The 24,687-nt window shown below is 55.4% G+C and carries 23 protein-coding genes; 7 read left to right on the top strand and 16 right to left on the bottom strand.

Annotation, left to right across the window (positions count from 1 at the left end):
* Positions 1-85: 85 nt before the first annotated feature.
* From ald to aptA, 3 genes are read right to left on the bottom strand one after another with little or no spacing between them, the layout of a single operon-like run.
* Positions 86-1,195: an alanine dehydrogenase gene (gene ald, locus ACR0EV_RS06075; protein ID WP_480799262.1), complete on the bottom strand. Its 1,110-nt coding sequence runs from the start codon at positions 1,193-1,195 to the stop codon at positions 86-88.
* Between the two features lie 25 nt (positions 1,196-1,220).
* Entirely contained in the window at positions 1,221-2,732 is a 1,512-nt protein-coding gene (locus tag ACR0EV_RS06070) for a CoA-acylating methylmalonate-semialdehyde dehydrogenase (protein WP_480799261.1), read from the bottom strand.
* Positions 2,733-2,766: 34 nt separating this feature from the next.
* Positions 2,767-4,089, bottom strand: coding sequence for an omega-aminotransferase AptA (gene aptA / locus ACR0EV_RS06065; protein ID WP_480799260.1), 1,323 nt, complete (start codon positions 4,087-4,089; stop codon positions 2,767-2,769).
* 155 nt (positions 4,090-4,244) lie between these two features.
* Here aptA and ACR0EV_RS06060 point away from each other — a divergent pair, with 155 nt between their 5' ends.
* On the top strand, positions 4,245-4,799 hold the full coding sequence (locus ACR0EV_RS06060) for a cupin domain-containing protein (protein ID WP_480799259.1): 555 nt from the start codon (positions 4,245-4,247) through the stop codon (positions 4,797-4,799).
* Positions 4,800-5,178: 379 nt separating this feature from the next.
* On the opposite strand, the gene ACR0EV_RS06055 is transcribed toward ACR0EV_RS06060, so the two are convergent.
* The 8 genes from ACR0EV_RS06055 to ACR0EV_RS06020 all read right to left on the bottom strand — a co-directional run bounded on the left by ACR0EV_RS06055 (position 5,179) and on the right by ACR0EV_RS06020 (position 12,851).
* Entirely contained in the window at positions 5,179-5,643 is a 465-nt protein-coding gene (locus ACR0EV_RS06055) for a GNAT family N-acetyltransferase (protein ID WP_480799258.1), read from the bottom strand.
* On the bottom strand, positions 5,624-5,959 hold the full coding sequence (locus ACR0EV_RS06050; protein WP_480799257.1) for a YjhX family toxin: 336 nt from the start codon (positions 5,957-5,959) through the stop codon (positions 5,624-5,626). The genes ACR0EV_RS06055 and ACR0EV_RS06050 overlap by 20 nt, the downstream gene beginning before the upstream one ends.
* Positions 5,960-6,288: 329 nt before the next feature.
* Complete coding sequence (locus ACR0EV_RS06045) at positions 6,289-6,687, bottom strand: thioredoxin family protein (protein WP_480799256.1); 399 nt, start codon at positions 6,685-6,687, stop codon at positions 6,289-6,291.
* A 15-nt stretch (positions 6,688-6,702) separates the two neighbouring features.
* Complete coding sequence (locus tag ACR0EV_RS06040; RefSeq protein ID WP_480799255.1) at positions 6,703-7,416, bottom strand: cytochrome c biogenesis CcdA family protein; 714 nt, start codon at positions 7,414-7,416, stop codon at positions 6,703-6,705.
* Between the two features lie 284 nt (positions 7,417-7,700).
* Positions 7,701-8,135 carry a YHS domain-containing (seleno)protein gene (locus tag ACR0EV_RS06035; RefSeq protein WP_480799254.1) on the bottom strand — a complete coding sequence of 145 codons (435 nt, stop codon included), beginning with the start codon at positions 8,133-8,135 and terminating at the stop codon, positions 7,701-7,703.
* 446 nt (positions 8,136-8,581) lie between these two features.
* Positions 8,582-11,050, bottom strand: a complete 2,469-nt coding sequence (locus ACR0EV_RS06030) for a CoA transferase (RefSeq protein ID WP_480799253.1) — start codon at positions 11,048-11,050, stop codon at positions 8,582-8,584.
* Entirely contained in the window at positions 11,047-12,204 is a 1,158-nt protein-coding gene (locus ACR0EV_RS06025) for an aromatic ring-hydroxylating oxygenase subunit alpha (protein WP_480799252.1), read from the bottom strand. The genes ACR0EV_RS06030 and ACR0EV_RS06025 overlap by 4 nt, the downstream gene beginning before the upstream one ends.
* A gap of 23 nt (positions 12,205-12,227) precedes the next feature.
* On the bottom strand, positions 12,228-12,851 hold the full coding sequence (locus ACR0EV_RS06020; RefSeq protein WP_480799251.1) for an HD domain-containing protein: 624 nt from the start codon (positions 12,849-12,851) through the stop codon (positions 12,228-12,230).
* 105 nt (positions 12,852-12,956) lie between these two features.
* On the opposite strand from ACR0EV_RS06020, the gene ACR0EV_RS06015 reads away from it, so the two are divergent.
* The gene (locus tag ACR0EV_RS06015) at positions 12,957-13,853 is read left to right on the top strand and encodes a LysR family transcriptional regulator (RefSeq protein ID WP_480799250.1); all 897 of its coding nucleotides are present in this window, start codon (positions 12,957-12,959) and stop codon (positions 13,851-13,853) included.
* 375 nt (positions 13,854-14,228) lie between these two features.
* Here the strand turns inward: ACR0EV_RS06015 and ACR0EV_RS06010 are convergent, their stop codons facing one another.
* Positions 14,229-15,176, bottom strand: a complete 948-nt coding sequence (locus ACR0EV_RS06010) for a LysR family transcriptional regulator (RefSeq protein ID WP_480799249.1) — start codon at positions 15,174-15,176, stop codon at positions 14,229-14,231.
* Positions 15,177-15,279: 103 nt separating this feature from the next.
* Between ACR0EV_RS06010 and ACR0EV_RS06005 the strand changes: the two genes are divergently transcribed.
* Genes ACR0EV_RS06005 through ACR0EV_RS05995 form a run of 3 tightly spaced genes read left to right on the top strand, consistent with a single transcriptional unit; the run spans position 15,280 to position 17,610 of the window.
* On the top strand, positions 15,280-16,029 hold the full coding sequence (locus tag ACR0EV_RS06005; RefSeq protein WP_480799248.1) for an SDR family oxidoreductase: 750 nt from the start codon (positions 15,280-15,282) through the stop codon (positions 16,027-16,029).
* A gap of 22 nt (positions 16,030-16,051) precedes the next feature.
* On the top strand, positions 16,052-16,663 hold the full coding sequence (locus tag ACR0EV_RS06000) for an FMN-dependent NADH-azoreductase (protein ID WP_480799247.1): 612 nt from the start codon (positions 16,052-16,054) through the stop codon (positions 16,661-16,663).
* A complete protein-coding gene (locus ACR0EV_RS05995) occupies positions 16,663-17,610 on the top strand; it encodes a glutathione S-transferase family protein (RefSeq protein WP_480799246.1) in 948 nt (315 codons plus the stop codon). The genes ACR0EV_RS06000 and ACR0EV_RS05995 overlap by 1 nt, the downstream gene beginning before the upstream one ends.
* 62 nt (positions 17,611-17,672) lie before the next feature.
* Here the strand turns inward: ACR0EV_RS05995 and ACR0EV_RS05990 are convergent, their stop codons facing one another.
* Entirely contained in the window at positions 17,673-18,113 is a 441-nt protein-coding gene (locus tag ACR0EV_RS05990; protein ID WP_480799245.1) for a MarR family winged helix-turn-helix transcriptional regulator, read from the bottom strand.
* Between the two features lie 131 nt (positions 18,114-18,244).
* On the opposite strand from ACR0EV_RS05990, the gene ACR0EV_RS05985 reads away from it, so the two are divergent.
* Positions 18,245-18,709 carry a (2Fe-2S)-binding protein gene (locus ACR0EV_RS05985; protein WP_480799244.1) on the top strand — a complete coding sequence of 155 codons (465 nt, stop codon included), beginning with the start codon at positions 18,245-18,247 and terminating at the stop codon, positions 18,707-18,709.
* A gap of 3 nt (positions 18,710-18,712) precedes the next feature.
* The gene (locus ACR0EV_RS05980) at positions 18,713-20,941 is read left to right on the top strand and encodes a xanthine dehydrogenase family protein molybdopterin-binding subunit (protein ID WP_480799243.1); all 2,229 of its coding nucleotides are present in this window, start codon (positions 18,713-18,715) and stop codon (positions 20,939-20,941) included.
* 443 nt (positions 20,942-21,384) lie between these two features.
* On the opposite strand, the gene ACR0EV_RS05975 is transcribed toward ACR0EV_RS05980, so the two are convergent.
* Genes ACR0EV_RS05975 through ACR0EV_RS05965 form a run of 3 tightly spaced genes read right to left on the bottom strand, consistent with a single transcriptional unit; the run spans position 21,385 to position 24,680 of the window.
* Entirely contained in the window at positions 21,385-22,539 is a 1,155-nt protein-coding gene (locus tag ACR0EV_RS05975) for a Gfo/Idh/MocA family protein (RefSeq protein ID WP_480799242.1), read from the bottom strand.
* On the bottom strand, positions 22,539-23,594 hold the full coding sequence (locus ACR0EV_RS05970; RefSeq protein ID WP_480799241.1) for a sugar phosphate isomerase/epimerase family protein: 1,056 nt from the start codon (positions 23,592-23,594) through the stop codon (positions 22,539-22,541). The genes ACR0EV_RS05975 and ACR0EV_RS05970 overlap by 1 nt, the downstream gene beginning before the upstream one ends.
* A gap of 27 nt (positions 23,595-23,621) precedes the next feature.
* Entirely contained in the window at positions 23,622-24,680 is a 1,059-nt protein-coding gene (locus tag ACR0EV_RS05965) for a LacI family DNA-binding transcriptional regulator (RefSeq protein WP_480799240.1), read from the bottom strand.
* Positions 24,681-24,687: the final 7 nt, after the last annotated feature.

Genomic DNA, 24,687 nt, shown 5'->3' with positions numbered 1-24,687 from the left:
TTTATCTTCGTAATCATTAAGGTTTCCTCCTCAGTATTGGGTGTCCCACCGCATCTCGTACGGAGGGACGTTTCTTTGCCTCAAATCAGCAAAGTTCCGGGGCGATGAACTCGTATCCAAGATCATCGGCCACAGCCTTGTACGTCACCTTCCCGTGGGCCACGTTCAGGCCGTTCATCAGGTGACGATTGTCTGCAAGCGCCTGCTTCCAGCCATTGTTGGCAATAGCCAGAGCGTGCGGCAGCGTGACGTTGTTCAGTGCATAGGTTGACGTTCGGGCGACTGCGCCCGGCATGTTGGCGACGCAGTAATGAACAACATCGTCGACAACATATGTGGGCTCAGCGTGAGTGGTGGCTTTGGACGTTTCAAAGCAGCCGCCCTGGTCAATCGCCACGTCCACAACGACCGCACCGGGTTTCATTTTCGAAATCAACTCACGTGTGACCAGTTTGGGTGCAGCAGCACCCGGGATCAGAACCGCCCCCACAACCAGATCAGCGTTGGTGACTTCTTCCTCCAGCGCAGCCTTGGTCGAATAGACAACCTTGGCCGATGCCTCGAAATGGTTTTCCAGCTTCTCCAGGACTGCCGGATTTCGGTCCAGAATGGTCACGTCCGCGTGCAGTCCGACGGCCATCTGGGCCGCGTTGAAGCCAACAACACCACCGCCGATGACCACGACTTTGCCGGGTTTCACACCAGGCACCCCGCCCAGCAATACGCCCAGACCGCCCTTGGCTTTTTCCAACGCGCTGGCCCCGGCCTGGATCGACATACGGCCTGCAACCTGGCTCATCGGTTTCAGCAGGGGCAGACCGCCATTGTCGTCGGTGACGGTTTCATAAGCGATGCAGACAGCGCCCGAGTTGACCAGATCTTTGGTCTGTTCCGGGTCGGGGGCCAGATGCAGATAGGTGTAAATGACCTGACCTTCCCGCAGCATAGCGCGTTCAACGGCCTGAGGTTCCTTCACCTTCACAATCATCTCTGCATTAGCAAAGATATCGGCTGCGGTTTCAGCAATCTCTGCGCCAGCGGACCGAAAGGCATCATCATCCGCGCCAATGCCGATGCCGGCATTGGTTTCAACGATGACGTTGTGGCCATGTGAAACCAGTTCCGCGACGCTTTCTGGGGTCAGGCCAACCCGATATTCGTGGTTCTTGATTTCCTTGGGAACACCAATGAACATTTTCTTCACTCCTTGAACCGGATGATCATTTTGCCGTTGGCATGACAAACTCGGCACCTTCCGAGATGCTCTCGGGCCAGCGCTGCATGATGGATTTCTGCTTGGTGTAGAAACGCACACCTTCTTCGCCGTAGGCGTGCATGTCTCCGAACAGGCTCTTCTTCCAGCCGCCAAAGCCGTGCCAGGCCATCGGAACCGGGATCGGAACATTGACGCCGACCATGCCGACCTGAACCTGCTTGCCGAACTCACGCGCCACATTGCCGTCGCGAGTGAACAGCGACACGCCATTGCCGAACTCGTGGTCGTTGATCAGTTGCAGGCCTTCCGCGAAGGTCGAGACGCGGACACAGGACAGAACCGGGCCAAAGATTTCTTCCTTGTAGATCTTCATGTCGGGGGTGACGTTGTCGAATAGGTTGCCGCCAAGGAAGTAGCCTTCCTCGTGCCCTTCGACGGTATAGTCGCGGCCGTCGACCAGAAGGTCCGCACCCTCTTCAACGCCAGAGTCGATGTAACCTTTGACCCGGTCCCGCGCGGCTGCGGTGACAATCGGGCCCATCTCGGCGTCCAGTTCAAGGCCGTTTTTAACCTTCAAGGTTTCGGCGCGTTCTTTCAGAACCGGCATGAGTTTATCGGCGGCATCGCCAACCAACAGGGCAACCGAGATCGCCATGCAACGTTCGCCGGCCGACCCAAAGGCAGCGCCGATCAGGGCGTCCGCAGCCTTGTTCATGTCTGCATCGGGCATAACCAGCATGTGGTTCTTCGCGCCACCCAGAGCCTGAACGCGTTTGCCATGCCGCGCGCCAACTTCGTAGATGTAGTTCGCAATCGGGGTCGAACCGACGAAGGACACGGCCTTGACGTCGTCGTTCTCCAACAACGCATCCACGGCGACCTTGTCACCTTGTACGACGTTGAATACGCCATCGGGGAAACCGGCCTTCTGCATCAGATCGGCGTACAGCAGCGCAGCGGACGGGTCGGTCGGCGACGGCTTCAGGATAAAGGTATTGCCTGCGGCGATGGCGATCGGGAACATCCACATCGGCACCATGACCGGGAAGTTGAAGGGAGTGATCCCGGCGACTACGCCCAATGCCTGACGCGTCGTCCAGTTGTCCATGCCGGTGGAGACCTGCTCCGTGTAATCGCCCTTGAGGAGTTGCGGAATGCCGCAGGCAAACTCGATGATATCAATACCGCGCTCAACCTCGCCTTGGGCATCTGTGAACACTTTGCCATGCTCGACCGTGATGGCGCGTGCCAGATCGTCTTTGTGCTCGCGCACCAGCGCCAGAAAATTGTTCATAAGACGGGCGCGGCGGATCGGCGGAGTGTTCGACCACTTTGGGAACGCCGCTTTTGCCGCGGCTACTGCGCCGTCGACTGTTCGGACGTTTGCCAGCGACACATCGCCGGTTTGCGCACCGGTTGCGGGATTGAAAACCGGCTGAGTATTCTCACCGGAAGGCGCAGTGATTTGGCCATTAATGTAGTGGCCGATCAAAGCGATCGGGGATGCATCTTTCATGATGTCAGTCCTTTTTGGGTTTAGAAGTCAGGGGTTATGGCAGGTTAGCCAATACCTCTCCAAGTGTTTGACAGAGTGTCGTTATTTCAGGTTCCGAGATGATCAGTGGCGGTGACAAGGCGATGATGTCTCCGGTGACACGGATCATTATTCCGGCGTCCCAAGCCCGTTTCATCGCATCATAGCCCCGTGCCCCCGGCGCTCCCTTTCGTGGCGCAAGCTCGACCGCGCCCACCAATCCCAGATTGCGGATATCTACTACGTTCGGTAGACCTTTGAGGCTGTGAAGCTGATCCTCCCAAGGCTGCGACAGCAATGCAGCGCGGCGGAATAGATCATTCTGCTTGTAACTTTCTAGCGTTGCTAGCGCGGCGGCGCAGGATACTGGATTGGCGGAATAGGTATAACCGTGAAACAGTTCAATCGGCGCATCGGCATTTTCCATAGCTGAGTCATAGATGGCATCGGAAACGATGACCGCACCCATCGGGATGACACCGTTGGTCAGGCCTTTGGCCGTCGTGATGATGTCCGGCTTCACATCGAAATACTCAGATGCTGTTGCTGCACCCAGACGGCCAAAGGCGGTGATAACTTCGTCGAAGATCAACAGAATGCCGTAGCGGTCACAGATTTCACGCAGTCGCTTCAGGTATCCTTTCGGCGGCAGAAGTACTCCGGTAGATCCAGCCATCGGCTCAACGATCACTGCCGCAATGGTCGTTGCATCGTGAAGCGCGACCAATCGTTCCAGATCGTCCGCCAGTTCCGCGCCGTGTTCCGGGCAGCCGCGTGAAAACGCATTTTTCTCTAGGTCATGCGTGTGGCGCAAATGATCCACCCCTGTCAGGAGCGTCCCGAAATGCATCCGGTTCTTCAGGATGCCACCAACCGAGATGCCACCGAAGCCAGTGCCGTGGTAACCACGCTCACGCCCGATCAGTCGCGTGCGAGCGCCATCACCGCGCATTCGATGGTAGTGCAGCGCGATCTTGAGCGCTGTATCGACAGACTCGGAGCCAGAATTGGTGAAGAATGCGTGGCTCATCCCCTCAGGCATCATCGCTGTCAGTTTTGCCGACAACTCAAACGCCTGAGGGTGGGAGAACTGGAAGTTCGGTGCATAATCCAGCTCGTGCACCTGTTTCTGCACCGCTTCAACGATCAGCGGATCACGGTGACCCGCGTTGACGCACCACAGTCCGGCGGTGCCATCCATGACCTTCCGACCATCAGAACTGGTGTAGTACATCCCCTCGGCCGCTTGGATCATTCGGGGCTCGCGAAGGAAATCACGATTGGCCGAAAACGGCATCCAAAACGATGTCATTGTGTTGGGTTGATCGAGCACGTTCATTCCTCGTGATACAGATTTTCATTTGATGACAAATCTTTGCAGAGTTCAGGCCATCCGCACACCCGGCTTTATTTTAATCTGTAAGTTATTGAAAAAAGTCGTTGCGTCCCTAAAATGCTTTCGATCCAAAGCAAGAAAGCACTAGAGTAACGGTTTTGTCATCAGATCTCGAAACAGCCCGTCGTCTAAAGTTGATTCGGACGACCAAGGGCCTCAGTCAACGTGAAATGGCCAAACGCGCGGGAGTGGGTAGCGGGACGATTTCTCAAATCGAAAGTGGTTCAACTCAGCCTTCTGTGGCGCTGCTCAAAAAGATCCTAGCCTCAGTAGACGTCAATTTGGGTTTTTTCTTCAGTTTTGAATTGCAAAACGAGGAGTCGTTTTTTTACCCGCACGATAGAATGCGCGACCTTGGATCCCCCGGTGTTTCATATTTGCTTGTCGCTGGAGAGCGCCGAGAAAGAAAACTCCAGATGCTCATAGAAGAGTACGATGTCGGTGCCGACTCGGGTCGATCTGAACTGTCGCACGAAGGAGAGGAATGTGCGGTTGTGATAGAGGGCCGTCTTGAAGTGACGGTAGATGGGCAGTCCAGGGTTCTGAGCCCCGGGGACGCGTACTACTTCTCTAGCATATTGCCACACAGGTTTCGTAATGCCGGTGATACGCCATGCAAAGTGATCAGCGCATGCACACCTTCGTCGTTCTGACTGAATCCCAAGAGCTCTTCTGTGAGCGTTTCAATAATTCGTAGGATGGTCAAATTCGACAACCAACGCAGAATGCAGAAATGAAATCGAAAGTCACGATCAGGGGCCAGTTGTCGCCTTTCTCACGCGATCCCCTACGACAGATTTATCAATTTCGCGCTTGCAGCCAATAGCCGGAATGCGGTCTGCGGCTGCAGAAACCCAACGAGGTGCTCAAAGTCGGCTATGGGCCGACCCTTGGCTTGCATATCCAGTCTGTAACTTCGGATGCTGCACTGCCTCCGATGTCCACAAAGAGCCCAACCCTGCAAGCTCGCGCAATGCAACGATGGTCGGCTGTTAAGTGCCCCCGCCAGAAGGATGACGAAGGGCGTGATGCTCAAAGAGCCTTGCGGAATGTTACCTTGTCGTCTCCTTCAGCCCAAATGTCGCGGATGCGGGCTTCTTCTTCGTAGCCGTTTTGGGCGTAGAATTTGCGGGTGAGGGCGAAGTCATCCGTCCCAGATGTATCCACGATCAAGATACGTTGCCCTTTGTCTTTAAGGTGCAGCTCTGCGGCAGAGACTAGTGCGGCCCCAAGCTGCTTGCCTTGTAAGTCTGGACGTACCCCGAGAGCGAGCATGTTCCAAGTCCCATCGGAAAAATCTTCGGGAACGGTGTAGCAAAAGCCCACAGCTTCACCATTGATGTGGCACGTCAGCCAAAGCGCCTCCGTTTCGCCTGCCAAAGATGGAGCTAGCATATCTGGAAGCATCTCGCTTGGGAAAAGTTCAGTCCCATCCAGAACGGCTTGAAGCCCTGCAATGTCGTTGGCTGATGTGGGTTTAATGTTTGGATTTGTCATTCTCTGGATGTCCTTGTCGTTTGTCGTATTGAGGGTTAACGGAGCGAATGCCGAGCCTCGTGGCGGCGTAGGCTCGTCCGTTTACGGATTTGATAAACCACCGTTTCTTCAGGCAGTCGAAAAGCTCCAGCGAGCATCCGGCCAGCACGTGGCCGTCGCGCGTGAAGCAGGAGAATTCGTACACTTTGCAGTTCTGCATACGCTCGAAATGGATTGCGCCACCCTGCGCCAGAACATGCAAAACACGCTGTTCGTGCTTTGAGATATTCAAAGGATTGTCTCGTGAGTTTATGTCAGCCGAAAAGGCTCCCGGCATCGCGCTCGGAAGTCTTTTGGTTCAAGTTGGTCCTGTTTGTAGGACCTTAGCGGCGGGCCGCAATCGTAGACATAAAATCTCCATCGCCCTACATCTACGCAGAGCGTTCCAAGGAGATAACGTCATGACGTTCATATCGCAAGCGGATGTTGAACAGCGCCAGAGCAACTGCAGCTTCATCTCGCAGACTGTGAGTTCGCATAGCTTTTGAATTTGAATCTGCAGCAAGTGACAAGAACTACGTGCTGTGCAAGCAGCATCGGATCCGACGCCGAGAGTCCGTTTTGGTCCGCCACCTGCTTTCAAAGCTGCACCAAGTGTTCGAAAGTTCACAGCCCTTTATTCATCAGGTCTTTGATCTGCGCCTCGGAAGTACCGGCAATAATCCGGCCGAGTTCTTGATCGCCCCGCAGAACGATCAGTGTCGAGCGTCTTGGAATACTGCGCGAAACAGTCACTTCGTGGTTTCTGTAGGTATCCCAATCCACTTTGACGAAGGTCATCGCTGCGTCATAGGCCGGGTTTTCTGCGCGGATGACATTGATCACACGTTCTTGGCGCCTGCATGTGCTGCACCACGTCGCGGAGTAGTCAACGAATACAGTCTTTCCATCCGCGAGAGCATTCTCGATAACACCTGGAGTGTACTCGACGAATACGTTGGCCAGGGCTCGCATCGGAGCAAGCGCAGTTGCAATGCCAAGTAAGATAAGCGAACGTCGTTTCATCCTAATGTTCCTTTGCTAAAGCGAGACTGAGAGATCTTGCAGCCAGACAGGCATGATTTCCAGCAACCAGCCCTCGATGGCATGATGGACTTGAAAGAGCAGCAAGGTTCCAACTACAAAAAAGGTTGCACCGATGATGGGCTTGGAGCGCATGGCCAGACCGCGCAGAGTCTGGGCGCGCTTCTGAATTGCGTCGTGCGCACCCAAACCCAGGCCGATGATCAGGGTTGAGACCCCCAGTGCAAACGCGCACATGATCAGTGTGACGTAGCCGAGATCTTCGCCTTGTGACGCGAGCGCGATTGCACCGCCAAGGGTGGGTCCAATGCATGGTGACCAGACAGTCCCAAGCAGCAAACCACCAAGGAATTGGCCGCGCAACGTACCCACCTTAAGATCATTGAAGCGTGCATCTGCACCAGCGGCGATACCCGCCGTTGCCACTTCAAACCGTCTTGAAAACACCGGCACCAGCAAGATCAGCCCGAATACAATCATCAGAACGGCGCCAATTTGAGCCAGAAGATCGTGTGTCAGGCCAATACTGGCGCCAAACGCTGTGACGAATACACCAAAAACTACGAATGAAATGCTCATTCCAGCCGCAAGCGCGATTGGTCCCACCTTGTTTGCATTCAATGCGCCCACAAGGACGATGGGAAGAACCGGCAAGACGCATGGATTGATCAACGTCAGAAGCCCGGCAAGATATGCAAAGACGAATTCCATGGTTCGTTGGCCCTGTACTATAGGATCTGGGGTATACCTAGTTCAAGTCGCGGGTTTGTTGCGAACGGCCTGGCAAACGCCCCTTCACATTCGCGTGTTGGTACCGCTCTCCGCGAAAAATCTCTTGCACGGCGTTAGGCTCAATTTTGACGCATCAATTTGAGCATGGACTGCTTTGAATTCGGCTTGGACATATAAGCCATGTTCTAGCTGCAGATTTCGCTAACCCCAAATCCAAGGACATTCAGCTGGCGGGCAGCATAAAGGTGCCGCCCGCCTCCGCATCAAAACGGATGAATGCGAGGCCAGTTTTCATCTCCGGCGGCGATGTGAGTTGGGATGTCTGCCTGCCACAGTTCCTGTGCTCTGGGATGAACCTGAACGAACAGCGTACCATCCACGATCTGCCAAACGTTCGGATCCCCCGGCGCCTTGTAGCCTTGGCTGGCCGCCCAGGAGCAGTAGCCATCATAGGCGGGCGCATAGCGCTCTGGGTCGGACGCAAACGCATCCCGGTTCTCCTCCGTAGCGAAGTACCAAATTGCGCCGTTCCAGAAATGATTTATTCGCGCCTCACCGGCGACCGGGCCGTCATTGTGATACGAAACCGTATCAAAACCACCTATCGCAACAGCGAGTTGGTTGCCGGCTTGAACCGGCAGTGAAGCCAGCGCAAAAGTTAATGCGGTAGCCAGTGTTGCAATCAGTTTTGCCTTCATTGGTGCCTCCATTTTCAATGCCTAAGCGGGCATGTAGAAACAGGAACGTAACGCCACGTAACTGACGCTCCAATGACACTTAGGCGAAGTAGATTTGATCGGTTTGACGGTTTCGTGGCTGGAACGTGAGGCACAGCACGCTAAGCGCTATTTCTCGAGCACGCGGCGCGTGGACGTAAGAGCCTTGTTTTCGATCCTGACTAGAAGACAATACTTGTATCAAACCCGTGATACGTTCCGTTGCATACATTTTCCCGGTAACACCAGCAGGTAATGTCAGTGAATGGCCGGGGCCTTTCCGACACAAGATACGCAGAACCGGATCGAGGTTTCGAGCTCGGCTTCGCCAACTCAGCGATGGGCGTGAACGGATGAATTCGAACATTGCTGACATGTAAACTGGAGCTGATCCATGCGCCCGTTATCCAGCGGATTTCTAACTCCGGTTATTTTGGCAGATACCTCTCCGACCACCTGTCTGCGGCGGTACCGTCCAGGAGCATGCCGTCGATCTGTTGTTCAAATAATCCAAGCTTCATCAATACGGCGCGCGTGTTGCTGCCATACTTTGGTGCAGGGCCGGGAACCGTGATCAGCGCATTAACTGGACGGATGGCATTGGGCGCAGCCAGATCACACCAAAGCCCCATGGGATGTGTGTCGTGGCGCACGGCTCTATAGGTGGCCTTTTTGATATCGACGGGACCGTTGCTATCGGTTTCCAGGGCGATATCACGCGTCTCCATCATAGAGGCCAAGGGAACCACAGCGCTTGAACCTGCGTTCAGCCGCTTTGACCAATAGATGATGGGTTTGGCCTTGAATCGCTTTGCCAGCTGGATGACCAGATCGGGGTGTTGGGACAGCCCAGCCAACTCCTCGGTTGCGGATAGCCTATCGCGCGTCTCGGTCGGTGCTGCGAAGAAAAACCAGCCATCCGATGCTTCATAGCAGCGGTAGAACGCGTCAGACCCCAATGCTTCGCGACCTGAGGGTTCATCAAACGCGGAGCGACCGGCATAATCATACATGAACTGCGTCTGAATCATGTTCCCTCCGGCCGAAAGCGATGATCGGGCAATATCGACCTTGCCGGTGCTTTGCTTTTGCAACAATGCCCCGCCCAAGGCGACACAGGCCGTTAGGCCTGCTAGAACATCGATGGTCCCGGCATGAGCATGCTCTTCAGGGGTCGCTTTGCCGCCGCCAAACCGGGTCATGATGCCCGTTGCAGCTTGCGCCAGGTCATCATAGCCAAGATGATCTGATTTAGGCCCTCGCATTGGTCCACCAAAGGCATCAAGCTGCACCAAAATTGCCTGCGGGTTGATCAGAGCCAGATCGCTTGCCGACAGTCCCAACGCGTCGCGCTGTTCGTCCGTTGCATTTAGTGTGACAACGTCGGCCTCCGCAATCAGGCGGTTGAGCACCTCGCGCCCGGCTTTGGACTTCAGATCCAGCAGAATGCTCTCTTTTCCCCGATTTGCCTGAAGTCCAAAGACAACCGCATTCCACGGATCGACCGAAGGCCTGACCGGTTGAACATGGGTGATCGTGGCCCCGAAACGCGCAAGTGTTGACCCAATCGTCGGACCCGCAATCACATTGGTCAGATCGACCACTTTCAGACCATCAAGCCAACCAGCACTTTCGTTCTTTGTTAACGCATCGCGTGGCGCTTCGGCCAGGATCGTACCGATCAAAGCGCTGCCATTGCACGGGGCGTGTTTGACCGTTGCATCCGTATCTGAAGCCAACCAAGCGACATTGCCAATTTGCTGCATCAATCCATAGATTGGGTCATTAACGGACAAGATCAAACCAGATGCTAATGCATGCGGATCGTGCAGCCATTCAGCGGTACTGCGCTGCGCAGTGGCCGGAGCCTTTGCCACGCCGAAGAGTTCATCCCATTCATGGGCGGGTTTGGTCATGAACGCGGCCTTCATTGCCTTGGCAATGCGTGCGCGATCTCGCGCTCCGACCGGATAATTACTAAGCGTCCATTCATCAGGCCAGTCCTTGGTATCCAAATAAGGGTCAAAAACAGGAAGATCTTCCAGTAGGTAATCCAACCCCAACGTTTTCAATACACGTGCCGGATGAGCCGCAATGCTGCCAGCCACCACATAAAACCCTCTACCATCCTGGCAGGTATAGGTGCGGTAAAACGGGTCTAGAAATTCCGACAGATCAGCGAAACTCAGATTGCAGGGCTCTCCCATTCGCGCTCGGCGGTCCAGTTCCAATTCGCGTGGGGATTTGTAGCGGTCGGGATAGTCTTCGATCTGTTCATGATTGTAGGCCAGCCCCTCAAACAGCGACGACGCCAGTGGAACCTCGATATGATCACCGCCGGTTTTTTCTTTCGAATAGAGCGCAAACAGGACCGCCATTGCCCCGTAACTGGCCGCATAGGCCGACGCCAGATGCAGGGGGGAAAACGACGCCTTGATCCCCATCAATCGACGGTTCAGCCCCATATCTGTGAATTGGCCGGTGCGTGCGGCAATGATCGCCTCCCAGGCGGCCAGACCTGCCAGCTCAGGGTCGGTTGAGGCAAAGCCGGGCATGGACAGGTAAATCAGAGCGGGATTCTCAGCCCTCAGAACTGTTGGGCCGACGTTAAGCCGGTCCATGACACCCGGACGGAAATTCTCGATCACAACATCGGCGCGTTTGGCCAGTTCGATAGCCTTTTGCTGCCCCTCTGCGTTTTTCAAATCCAGCCGGATCACGTGCTTGCCGCGAGACAGCATGGCAAAGGCAGGATCATCCCATCTCGGACCGGCGGGCGGGTCGATCCTAATGACCTCGGCCCCCATATCTGCGAGCATCATGCCGACCAGCGGACCGGCCAGATACTGGCCGAAATCCAACACCCGGACGCCCGTGAGCGGTCTGGTGCCGCTCATTCCGCCGGTTCCTCGACCAAGCGCGTAGTGACATCTAGGGGCATTTCTCCGCGGCCCATATGAGCCAGATAGGTCGCATGAAAATGGCGCATCATTGCCTCGGAAAACTCAATGTTTTCCCAATCCACGATGTACCATCCCTGATCGAACGAGCGTTGCGACATGCCTTCCTGAACGGACAGCAGAAACGAAATATCTTCAGGCTGAAGCACATCGCGTCCCCAGATTGCCCGTTTTTCCTGACGCTCCCGCATCCTTGGATCGGTGTCTTCGGCAGGCTCAAGGTTGATGCTCCAGCGCAGGCCCCGATCTGCGCCGATAGGGTTCCATTGGAATAGGGTGATATTAGGCACACCGGCAAACTGGGAAATGCCCACATTGGGGAACAGGAACCAGAAGTGCAGATCGGTTTCGTCATGCTCCAGATCCAGGGGATAGGCCATATTGTCGGCCTTGCCATTGCCGGGAATGAAGTTGTAGGCGGCGTTCTTGCTCAGCTCATAGGTCTGGTTGTTGATGTCCAACATGTCGGTGAAGGACAGATGTCCATGACGGCAGTGTTGGCATTCCAGATAGTTGTCGATCTGGATCTTCCAATTGGCAGCAACATCGACCTCGTGAATAGCGGCCGCCGTTTTACCCAGAACATAGCTGTCCACCTTTGGGCATTTCTCGCGCACCTGCGCCTCGATCCCCGGCCAGTATTCTGCAATCGGTTCCGCATTCGGATCCAGATTGACAAAGATGAAATCTAGCAGGCGGTCCACCCGAACTGTTTTCAGGCAAACTTCTTTCTGTTCAGGGATATGGCTGGTGTCGCGCTTGCGCATATGGCGCAGGGATCCATCCAGAGAAAAGCTCCAATGATGGTAAGGGCAAACGATGGCGCGGGTCTGGCCAGTGCCCTCGACCAGCTTGTGACCGCGATGCGGGCAGATGTTGTAGTAAGCGCGAATTTCTTCGTCCTGATCCCGCACCACAAATACATTCTGGCCCAGAATGCTGGTGGCTACATAGTCGCCGGGTTCGGCCAGTTCGCTGACATGGCAGGCGTATTGCCAGGCCTTGTAGAACAGTTTTTCGCGTTCTTCGGCGTAGATTTCCGGGCTTGCATAGTAGTCGGCGGCGAGCGCACGCAGGTTTTCTTGGGTCATGGTCTTGTTCTCCGGGCTGGCGGTCACGCCGCGCGTTGCTTGGCAATTTCAGGCTGAACCAATGGGATGCGCTTGCCGCTTTGGATCACATCCGGGGCATAGGCCTCGCGGCTGAAGACCTCGCGCACCATAGGGGCAAAGAATTCCAGCGGCAGATCGTCATAGTCAGGATCGAAACTTGCCTGATCCCAGCGTTCGCAAAACTCGGCGTTGTCGTCGAAAAAGGGGTGTCCGCGATGGCGTTCGCGTTTGTGCTGATCGTAGCCATCCAGATGATGGCCATAGTAAAGCATCTGGAAGTCGCCATGTGTCTGTACGACCCAGGCGCATTGTTCGCGTACAAAAGGCCGCAGGATCGAGGCGGCATATTCATCATGATTGTAGGGTGCAAAAATATCCCCGATGTCGTGCAGCAGTGCGGCGACGACCCAATCAATATCCGCCCCGTCACGCCAGGCGCGGGTGGCGGACTGCACCGAATGCCCCATGCGCGTGATCTGATAACCCGCCATTTCACTGTCCAGATTGACCAGTGCCTCCAGCAAACGGTCGGCTGTTTGCTTGGCATCATCGACTGCACGTTCATTCAGGAGTTCATACTCCTCCTTTGTGACATCCTTCATCTGGGTGAAACTGACCTTGTCCATAGCTGCCCTCCGGTTGCTTCGGTTAGGCTGCACTAGCAAAGTCTTTACCGCGATCCCAAAAATCGGCATCGTAGAATAACATTTTGATATGATGGGAGCGCGATCATGCGCCGTAAGCTTCCCCCTCTCAACGCGCTCCTGGCCTTTGAAGCCGCCGCACGGCATTGTAATTTCACAGCCGCCGCGCAAGAACTGTCAGTCGCGCAACCTGCTGTTACGCGGCATATCACCAATATCGAAAACTGGATTGGAACCCCGTTGTTTCTACGCCATGGCAGCAAGGTGGAATTGACTCAAGAAGGCCAACGATTATCAGATCTTGCTACGGCGGCATTTGACAGGTTGGAGTTGGGAGTGAGTGCGATCTTACCAGCCAATCAGGATGAATTCGTTGTTGGTGCAACCTTCGGCGTTGCCCATCTTTGGGTCATGCCTCGCATCAGCGGGATGCGCACGGCCTCTGGAAAGAACATCAACCTAGTTACCTCTGACGACTACCGAATGTTCGATGAACCTGGTGTCGATTTCTCCATAAGATTTGGAAATGGTAGTTTTGGGGAAAATTGCGCCGATCACTTGTTTGATGAGCAATGTCGGATCATTGCAGCGCCATCGTTTCTGAAGGAACATCCCCGCCTCGACCCCAGTAATCCGATAAATTCAATCGACCCGGAACTCATGTTGGACCATGGCGATCCCAATGGTGTTGGCTGGATGGATTGGGAGCGGTTTTTGTCGCTGACCGGCGGGGATTATCCGGGCCGGCAGGCTCTGCGCGAGGTGCAAAGCTATCCGACCATGCTAGACATGGTCTGCGCTGGAGAGGGTATTAGCATAGGAACGATTGGTATCGAGGACGATTTGATTGAGACAGGCAAACTGATGTGTGTTGGCCCTCCGGTTAGTCGCCCGGATTATGGATACTATCTGGTCTATGGCGAACGCCAGAACAGTGACCCAACTTTCCAAAGGCTAAAAGCCAACCTGATCCAGGCAAGTTAATTGGACTAGTGGGATAGACAGTGAAACACTCTTGTCAGTCACATCTGCGTTTTGCGATGATTGTATGCACCCGGAACGGTTTTCGGCCATTGAGTTTGCGGTTTTATTTCTTGCGTCTAAACGTGCGTTAAAGAGACACCAGACTACGCTCTTGGAGCGAATGTCGGTAACGCAATCATGACGATCCCGCGCGTTCGCGAGCCAATTCTCAATAAAGATCGCGCCGTTCGACGATAGACGATTGCGCGCTGCGCAGATCCTGTGGCGGCAGGGGATCTGATCTGCCCAGGCCACGGTCAGCCCGTACGTGTTACGGACGCAGTGATTGGCCGACTTCGTGCGTTGGCCAAATAGGCGATCTCGACACCACCGATCTCACGTCGTTTCCCATGTGTAGTCAGAAAGTCCTTCGCGCAGCTTTCGATCCCAAGGCGGATCCATGGTCAGCGCCTCTGAAATATGATCAATCAGCGCACGAGTTCTTTGGGGTTGTGCTTCAGCGTTGGGGAAAACGGCAAAAGCGGCGTCTTCGGACCAAACGTGGTCTGCAAAAAGGGGGACAAGTCGTTTCTCAAGCAAGTCACGTGCGGACAGGAAAGTGGGCTCTACGACGACACCAAGCCCTGCGACGGCCTGTTTGCAGAGAATGTCTCCGTTACTGGCCCAAAGTCGGACGTCTGGATTGATGGTTCCACGACTGCCGTCGGGTCTTTTGAAGCGCCAACGCGCACGTCCTGCACGCGTTCGATACGTAAGAGCTGGAAATGCTGCGAGGTCTTCAGGCGTTTGTGGTTGTCCAAGTTCTTCTATCAGATCCGGACTAGCACATGGCACGTGCCGAATACGGGTCAGTTTTCGCGCAATCAGAGCAGAGTCTTCGAGAACGCCTATCCGGATTGCAAGATCGTAACCCTCCTCCAGTAAGTCAACGCGTCTATCACTCAAGTCCAAATCGATGTTGATCGACGGGTGGCACCGAAGGAACTCGGTTAGCGTGTCTGAAAGATGATGTACCGCGAAACTTGCAGGGGCTGTCATGCGTATGCGCCCCGACAAATGCGCCGCCCGATCCTGTATCATGGCTTCCGCCGCATCGAAATCGTCCAGAATGCGGCGGCACCTTTCATAGAAAGCAGTTCCGTCGTCGGTGAGGTGCAGACTTCGGGTCGTGCGTTGAACAAGGGTCGCACCAAGACGTGCCTCAAGATCCTTCAACCGTCGGCTCACGGCAGAAAGTGCAATACCAGACCGCCGAGATGCAGCGCTCAGCGAACCCGTTTCTGCGATGTCAACGAAGGTCGTGATTTCACTCAATCGCGCCATTTATTCTCCTATTGAGAAATATGTATTGCATTTTTTGATCATTATTCTGTTCAAGAGAATATGCAAGTGATCGTCCAGTATAAATCTTAGAATGGAGACAGACATGACAAGACTTAGTGGAACCCGCGCTGTGATCACTGGTGGCACCACGGGTATCGGCTTTGCATCCGCCCAGCGGATGATCGAAGAAGGCGCTCGTGTTATTCTGACCGGCCAGGATCAAGGGCGTGTTGATGATGCGATCGCCCGGCTGGGTAACGGTGCCAAGGGCATAGTTGCCCGTGCAGAAAGCGCTGAAGATGCGACGGTATTGGCAGCCTTCGTTGAAAGAGAGTTCGGAGAATTGGATGTGCTTTTTGCCAATGCAGGCATCGTACAGCCTGCTCCTCACGACGCGATCGATCTTCAGTCTCTGCAAAGCCAGATGGCCATCAACTTTGCCGGCCCACTCTTTGCCGTTCAAAAACTCGCACCGCTTATGGGAAAGGGATCGTCCGTCATCTTCAACACATCGAATCTCGATCAGCTTGGAATGCCGGGTATGGCGGTTTACTCGGCGTCCAAAGCGGCTTTGCGCTCTCTGGCCCGAACGCTTCAGGCCGAACTTGGCGAGAAAGGCATTCGGGTGAATACCGTTGCCCCAGGTCCCATTGAGACGCCGATCTACGGCAAGCTCGGCATGCCCGAAGAACAACTCAACGGCATGGCCGAAAGCATTGTGGCCCAGGTTCCTGCCGGTCGCTTTGGGAAGCCAGAAGAGATCGCAAGCGTTGTTACATTCCTCGCCTCATCCGACTCCAGCTTTATGCGCGGCGCCGAAGTTACGGTGGATGGCGGTTGGTCTACGCTTTGACGCGAAACGTTGGAATACCGACATGAACATTCTTCGCGTTGACAGCTCAGCACGAACAGAGCAATCAAAATCCAGAGATTTGCTCGACCGGTTGATACGAAACCTTGGACCGGGTCACACAGTGACCCGGCGCGATCTGAGCAACCCGATCCCTCATGTGAGCGCAGCTTGGATTGCAGCCAACACAACTGCCAAAGCAGATCGCACCGATGCACACCGAAGTGAACTCTCTTTGTCGGATAGACTTGTCGGAGAATTAGAGAATGCGGATCTAATCGCTATCGGGTTACCTATCTACAACTTCGGCGTTCCCGCAGCATTTAAGGCTTGGATAGACCAAGTTTGCCGGGCACGTCGCACATTCGCGTATACGTCGGACGGCCCAAAGGGCCTGTTGGAAGGTAAGCGCGCCGTTGTCGTCTATGTTTCAGGCGGAACAGGCGCTGGGTCAGAAATTGATTTTGCCAGTGGCTATGTGAACCATGTACTGGGCTTTATCGGGATCGAGGACGTGAGGTTTGTCGATGCCAGTCGTCACATGGTGAATGATGATGTACTTTCGCGCGCGGCAGATGACATCGATCATATAGCGTCACAGTTCACCCAAGCTGTCGCGACTTCAGGGAGATCATGATGGGAACACTGATTGACGGCGTCTGGCAATTGGAGGATGGCCCAGGTGGGAATGTTTCCAAAGACGGCACTTGGACACGCACACCAAGCACTCTCCGTAACGAGATTGGTATTGATGATCGCTTTCCGGTCGAGCCGGGCCGGTATCACCTATACGCGGCTTGGAATTGTCCCTGGGCCCATCGCGCACTTTTGGGACGCGCGGTGCTTGGGCTGGAAGACGTCCTGCCGGTCTCATTTGTGGCACCTCGGCGGACTGAAGCTGGATGGGTATTTTGTGCCAAAAGCGGATACGTGGATGCTCAGTTTCAAAAGACAGCCCTCCACGAAGTTTATGCCCACGGACATCCGGGCTACACAGGGCGTGCGACTGTCCCGCTACTTTATGACAGCGTGTCCGACACACTGGTGTCAAACGAGTCTGCGGATATCTTGCGGACCCTGTGTACAGCGTTTCTACCCTTTGCCAGACATGCTCGCGATCTGGCACCAGAAGCACAGCTGGAAGAGATCGATGCGCTAAACAGCACAATTCACTCGGGATTGAACAACGCCGTTTACCGCGCGGGCTTTGCTGAAACTCAAGCCGCATATGACACAGCCGTTGCAGCGGTTTTTGAGACGCTGGACATGTTAGAGCATCGCCTGACAAATCGCCCATGGCTGATGGGAAATTACCTTACTGAGCCGGACCTTCGTCTGTTCCCGACCCTCGCGCGGTTTGATGTTGCCTATCACGTGGCGTTCCGGTGCACGCGACAACGCCTGATCGACTATCCACGACTGTGGGACTATGCGCGCCGATTCTACGCTCTCCCGGGTGTCGCCGATACAACCGACTTTGACATCTACCGGCGCGGTTATTTCTCGCAATCAGCCAAACGAAACCCGCTTGGCATAGTTCCTGTGCCACCAAACATCTCTTGGCATCTAGCGGCAGATCAGTGAGGTGGCCATTTCTCAAATGCCACGGAGGTCAAATCTTCTGCGGTCCCAATACCAAGATAGTCCTAGCCGCGTCGAGAAACCCTGTCTGCGATATGCGTCATCGATTTCACGAATTGCGCGCGATCCTCTTCAGGCAGAGCGTCAAGCATGATTTTCATCGTTTGCTTTTCCTCGGCGTCGATCAAAGCGAAAGCATGCTGACCATCAGCTGTCATTCTGAGCGCGATAGAGCGACGATTGGTTTCCGGGCGTTCACGCGAGACGAACCCGCGCTCGACCAAGCGGTCAACAACGCTGCTTGCGGTCGTTGGAACCACGCCCAGGTGGTTGGCCAGATCCGACAGCATACAGGCCGGATGATCCGTGAGATATCGGAGCGTGGCAATGTCAGCGGCGACGAAGTTCAGCTCTCGATGCGCCACCTGGACATTCTTTTCCGCGATCTTCAGCGCCTTCATCAGCACGGTCACGGCCTTGTGAAGGCTTTCTATTTCTTCTTCCATCCATGAACCTTGTGACACCCTGATGGGAAAATCGGGCATCATCTTCTGAAAAAGTTATGTTCGATCGCTAGACATTACGAACGTCGTATCTACGTCTGTCAGAAACAAGGTCAACACGATCGGAGGTATCCATGTCAACTTCATTCCAATTGAACGGAGAGCAGGTCACAGTTGATGTCGATCCCGACATGCCGCTTTTGTGGGTTGTCCGCGAGCAAATCGGACTGACGGGCACGAAGTTCGGATGTGGTATTGCTGCCTGTGGGGCCTGCACCATGCATGTGGACGGCGAGGCGACGCGGACCTGTGTGCTGCCAGTGTCGGCGGTAGATGGTGCCGTCGTGCGCACGATCGAGGGTATCGCGCCGACCAAAGCACTGAGTGCCGTGCAACGCGCCTGGCTGCAGCATCAAGTGCCGCAATGCGGATACTGCCAATCCGGCATGATCATGGCGGTCGAGGCGCTCTTGGATGAAGTTTCGGATCCGACGGATGAGGATATCGATGACGCCATCACCAATATCTGCCGCTGCGGCACCTATGACCGCATCCGCGCCGCCGTCCACACGGCAGCCGTCTTGCGTCGGGAGGCTTAAGATATGAACGAACAGATTAAGAAACGCTCTGCCCTAGGCAAATGGACCCGCCGATCCTTCCTCGCTACCGCTGGTGTCGTGGGGGGAGGCCTCGCTCTTGGTATCACCCTCTCGCCGAACCGGTTGAAAATGTCGTCGGCCGAAGCGGCGACGGGCGACGAGGTGACCCTGAATACCTGGGTCAAGATCGCGCCCGACAACCAGATTACCGTGTTCTTCCCGCACTCAGAGATGGGCCAGGGCGCGGGCACCGGACTCGCCCAGATGCTGGCCGAAGAGATGGAGGCCGATTGGGACACCGTGACTATCGCACAGGCGCCGGTGACCGACGACTACATTAACAGCGATCTCGGGCGTGGCTATATTGTGGGCGAGGGCGCGAACATTCCGGCCTTCATGTACTCAATGATCGATTTTGCCTTCCTGCAGATTGCGGGTGGATTGGTCGGACAGCTGACCGGCGGCAGCACGGCGATCCGGCTGACTGGACATCACGGGATGCGCCGGGCGGGGGCTGCGGCGCGTGAGATGTTGATACAGGCAGCGGCGGCCGAATGGGACGTGCCGGTTGACAGCCTGACTGCGCGCAACAGCGTGATCACCCACGAAGCCACAGGTCGCAGCGCCACATTCGGCGAGTTGGCGACCCGCGCGGCGGAATTTACGCCGAACCTCAAGCCCGCGCTTAAGCCTAGCTCGGAATACCGCATCGTGGGTCAGTCGAAGCCGCGCGTCGACCTGCCAGGCAAGGTGAACGGTACCGCGGAGTTCGGCATCGACGTGACTGTGCCGGGCATGGTCTATGCAACCATCGCCCTGCCACCGGTGCGCGGAGCCAGGGCTGCGTCGGTCGACGAAAGCAGACTGACTCAGCGCATGGGCCTGGGACGTGTGATCAACCTGGGCGAAATCGTCGCCGTGACCGCCGACAGCTACTGGACCGCAAGTCGTGCTCTGCAGGAGTTGCAGATCGTCTGGGAGGGCGGCCAGACAGAGGTGTCTTCGGACAGCGTGCGGGCTCAACACAATGCCGACCTGGACCGGGGCGAGTTCGAAGTGATGGACGAAGAGGGTGACGTGCCCGCGGCAATGGCGTCCGGGACTGCGCTTCAAGCGGCATTCGACGTGCCCTACCTCGCACATGCGACGATGGAGCCGATGAATTGCACCGTAGCCTTGGACGGCAACCGCGCGGAGATCTGGGCGGGCCATCAGAACATGCTCTTTGCTCGGAACGCCGCGGCCGATACGCTAGGGCTTGATCCTGCGAACATCACCATGCACCCGGTCTATCTGGGCGGCGGGTTCGGCCGCCGAGGCGATATGGATTTCATCACCGTCGCAGTCCGCCTCGCGCAGGAACTGGACACGCCGGTCAAGGTTATCTGGTCGCGCGAAACCGATATGGCGAACGACACCTACCGCCCGGCCATCCTGAGCCGGATGGAAGGCGCGGTTGAAGGGGGCCGGATTACTGCCGTGCGCCATCACTATGTCGATGCGCAATCCGGCATGCCTGACAGCGAACGGCCCTTTGCTTTCCAATACGACGTACCGAACCGCGATATTGCACGCGTGATCTGCCCGAGCCCGATCCCGGTGGGTACGTGGCGCGCAGTGGATTTCACGCAGATGGGGTTCTTCAACGAAACCTTCATGGACGAGCTGGCCGAGGCGGCGGGCGCCGACCCGCTGGCCTTCCGTCTCGCGCACACCAGCGATCCGCGCATCCGCGCTGTGCTGGAACGTCTGGGCCAGGTGACGAATTGGGGCGCAAACCTGCCCGCCGGGCATGGGATGGGGGTGGCCATGGTAAAAAGCTTCGAATCCATCGTGGCACAGGCCGTGCAGGCTGGCGTGACAGATGACGGCGGAGTGAGGGTGCACAAGGTCTGGTCCGTCGTCGATTGTGGACGGTTGATCAATCCGTCGGCAGGCGAGGCACAGATCACCGGGTCGGTAATTTTTGGCCTGACCTCGGCGCTCTGGGGTGAAATCACCCTCGAAGGTGGCACGGTCCAGCAGTTGAATTTCCCCGACTATCCGATGATGCAACTGGCGAACGCACCCGAGCAAGAAGTCCATTTCATCGCCAGTGACGAGGCCCCCGGTGGCCTGGGCGAGCCTGGCGTCCCACCAGTGACCCCTGCGCTGACCAATGCGATCTATACGGTCACGGGTGAACGCATCCGTACACTTCCCATCGGCAAGCACGGGCTTCATGTTGCCTGATATTCGCTAAAAGCGCTGATAGGTTCGGTTGTTGGACCGAAGTCTGTCGGGGAGCGCAGAGAAGCGATGCGGCAGACAAACTAGTGAAGGTTCTGCGGTCCATTTTGTTCCAGTTCTACGTGGCCAGACGTCAAAGTAGTCAGCGAAGGCATTTTTGCAGAAAGCATCCGATGAAAGAACCTGGAGTATCCGTTTGAGAAAGGCGAAGCGGCCATTCGTTGTGTCAAGGTCAAAGGCGGCTAAGTCCCGCAAGGCAGCCTTTCGTACTTTTTCCACTGAACGGCCATCGCTCAACCGGAGATCACTACACATAAAACTGCTTCAGTGACGTTCGCGGTTCGTTGTCACGGAGTGTTCATCTATATTTTGCATTCGCTTCGACTTTTTTTGGCAGATACCCACGCTGCCTGCCGGGATGTTTGCCCTATGCCCAAAGCCAGATTTTAAGTTAAGTTGACCCAAGCCGCATTCTTTGAAGAGCTTTGCACGCACGCGGCTACAAACTTTACACCATTGAGCCCGTCATGGACCGTTGGATAAACAACTGACGCGTCTGGTGAAATCCCATTTCGATAGGCTTGGATCGCCTCAGCAGCCTCTCCGTAGATATTTGCGAACCCTTCAAGATACCCCTCTGGATGGCCCGGAGGGACTCTACTCAACCGATTGGCAGCGTCACCAGCTCCAGCTCCATTTCGGGTGATCAGACGCTTGGGTTCGTCGTATGGCGTGTACCACAGGTAATTAGGATCTTCCTGAGACCACTCCAGCCCACCTTGTTCGCCGTAGACCCGTAAACGAAGCGCGTTTTCATTGCCGGGAGCCACCTGAGAAGACCACAGCATACCACGCGCTCCGCCTTCAAAGCGAAGCAAGACGTGCGCATTGTCATCGACTTTGCGCCCCGGCACAAAGGCCTGCAAGTCTGCCGCCAGGCTTTCCGCTGTCAGCCCGGTTACAAAGCACGCAAGGTTGTATGCGTGGGTTCCAATGTCACCGGTTGATCCACCCGCGCCCGAGCGTTCGGGGTCAGTTCGCCATTCCGCCTGTTTGAAATCCTGCTGCTCGGTCAGCCAATCCTGCGGGTATTCAACCTGAACCACGCGGATCTTGCCAATATCGCCGTTGGCAACCATTTCACGCGCCTGACGAACCATCGGATAGCCCGTGTAATTATGGGTCAAAATGAATAAGGCATTCGCGCTTTCTGCTGCTTTGACCAGCTTTTTTGCATCGGCAAGTGTCGAGGTGAGTGGCTTGTCACAAATGACATGTATACCGCGTTTCAGGAACTCACGTGCGGCGGCATAGTGGACGTGATTTGGTGTGACAATCGAGACCGCCTCGATCCCAGATTTCAGCCGGGCTTCCCTGATTGCCATTTGTTTGAAGTCTTCATAGACCCGTTCGAGCCCCAATGCCTGACCACTTTCAAGAGATTTCTCTGGCGTTGAAGACAAAGCACCGGCAACCAGCTCGAACTTGTCGTCCAGTCGCGCGGCTATGCGATGAACGCCGCCTATGAAGGCGTCGTTTCCGCCACCAACCATGCCAAGCCGGATACGACCCGAGGTTTCTTCACTGCGTCCTGTGACCATCACTCAATCCCCAGCATTTTGCGATTGGCGGCTTCGTCTGCGCCACCGTCAGCGAAATCATCAAAGGCTTTATCGGTCACACGGATAATGTGATCTGACACAAATTGAGCGCCTTCACGCGCTCCATCCTCGGGGTGTTTGAGACAGCACTCCCATTCGACCACAGCCCAGCCATCAAAGTCATTCGCGGCCATTTTTGAGAAAACTGCACCGAAATCCACCTGACCATCGCCAAGCGACCGGAAACGCCCGGCCCGATCAACCCAGCTTTGATACCCGGAATAAACACCCTGTCGTCCGGTTGGATTAAACTCGGCATCTTTGACATGGAACATCCGGATCCGATCTTTGTAGATGTCGATATTGTCCAGATAGTCGAGGCATTGCAGCACGTAATGCGACGGGTCGTACAGCATGCAAGCCCGTGGGTGATTGCCCGTCCGTTCCAGAAACATCTCGTATGTCACACCATCGTGGAGGTCCTCTCCGGGGTGGATTTCGTAGCAGACATCAACTCCGCATTCATCGGCGTGATTCAGGATGGGCACCCAACGGCGCGCAAGCTCATCAAACGCCGTTTCAATCAAGCCAGCAGGGCGCTGAGGCCAGGGGTAAACATAGGGCCATGCCAATGCGCCTGAAAACGTCGCATGTGCTGAAATGCCCAAATTTTTAGAAGCTGACAACGCTTTTTTAACCTGGTCTACGGCCCATTCTTGTCGGGCTTTCGGGTTCCCCCGAACGCTTTCGGCGGCAAAGCCATCAAACGCACTGTCATAGGCTGGGTGAACGGCCACAAGCTGGCCCTGAAGGTGTGTTGAAAGCTCCGTGACTTCGACACCGTTTTCCGTGGCTTTGCCTTTGAAGTCATCGCAATAACCGGTGCTGGACGCAGCCTGTTCAAGGTCGAACAACCGGCCGTCCCAACTGGGGACCTGAACACCCTTGTACCCACAGTCAGCCGCCCATTTTGTGATCGCGTCCCACGAATTGAACGGCGCTTCGTCCCCCGCAAATTGCGCAAGAAATAAAGCTGGACCTTTGATCGTCTTCATAAAATTTCCCTCCCAAAACCTAAGCCTCTATGGCGGTAAATTATCCTTCAGATAGATGTCGATACGGATGCGTTCCTGCGCTTTGTTGAACGGAACCTTGTCCGTAGTTGCGCGCAATAGACGGACGGCAGAACGAACAATATGCCCGGTGTCTTGCGAGATTAAGGCGTCAAATGTGCCAAGCCTAAGCGCCTCACGACTGAGTGGAGTAAGCTCATGAGCTATAATCACCAGATCTTTGCTGAGTTTGTTCTCTGAAAGAAATTGAATCAGGCCTGCGTTGCCCGCTGCTGACGAGTATATCCCGACCAGATCCGGATAGGTTTCAAAGATTTCGGGCATCATCTTGTAAATCAGATCCGGGTCATCCCGGCCCTCGACAGACGCTACGACTTGGAGATGCGGAAATTCCTCAGCCACAACAAGGTCAAAGCCTTGGCGACGCTCTAGGTGGTCACGCGCCAATCGGGATCCTGTGAGAACCAAGACCTTGCCGTCGCGATGGACAAATCTACCCATCAGCTGAGCGGCGGTTCGTCCTGCCGAAACGTTATCAATTCCCACAAAATGATCTCGCTCAGAACTGGGCAAGTCAGACACCAACGCAACCACCGGAACGCCTTTGTCCCTGAGCCGTTTTACAGCATCGCGGACAGAAGGCGTTTCGGGCCCAAAAACGGCAACCCCATCAACTTCTGAACTGTCGACAGCATTCAAAATATTAACGATATCTTGCGGCTCAAACGGAGCTACCTTTTTTATCGCAATACGAGTCCGCTCGATAAATTGGTCGCGGGATTGCTCTGCGATCTGACTGCTGATTGCCTCCACAAACTCGTTGTCCGTGTCCGGCAGAACAAAGAGGAAGTTGTAAACTCGGTTTCGCGCAAGGTTGGCCGCAGCGGTGTCGCGCACATACCCCAGCTCATCAATTGCCTTTTGTACTTTCTGCACGGTAACGGCCCGCACGCCGGGGCGTCTGTTCAAGACCCTGTCAACAGTCGCCAGACTGACACCGGCGACGCGCGCAAGGTCGTTGACGGTTGGTTTTTTTACCAATTCTAATTTTTGTTTTTGATCTTCCACGTGTTCT

Source organism: Ruegeria sp. CF8, assembly GCF_056537285.1.
Note: the sequence above shows the minus strand (reverse complement) of the source record. Positions and strands in the feature narration are given on the sequence as shown.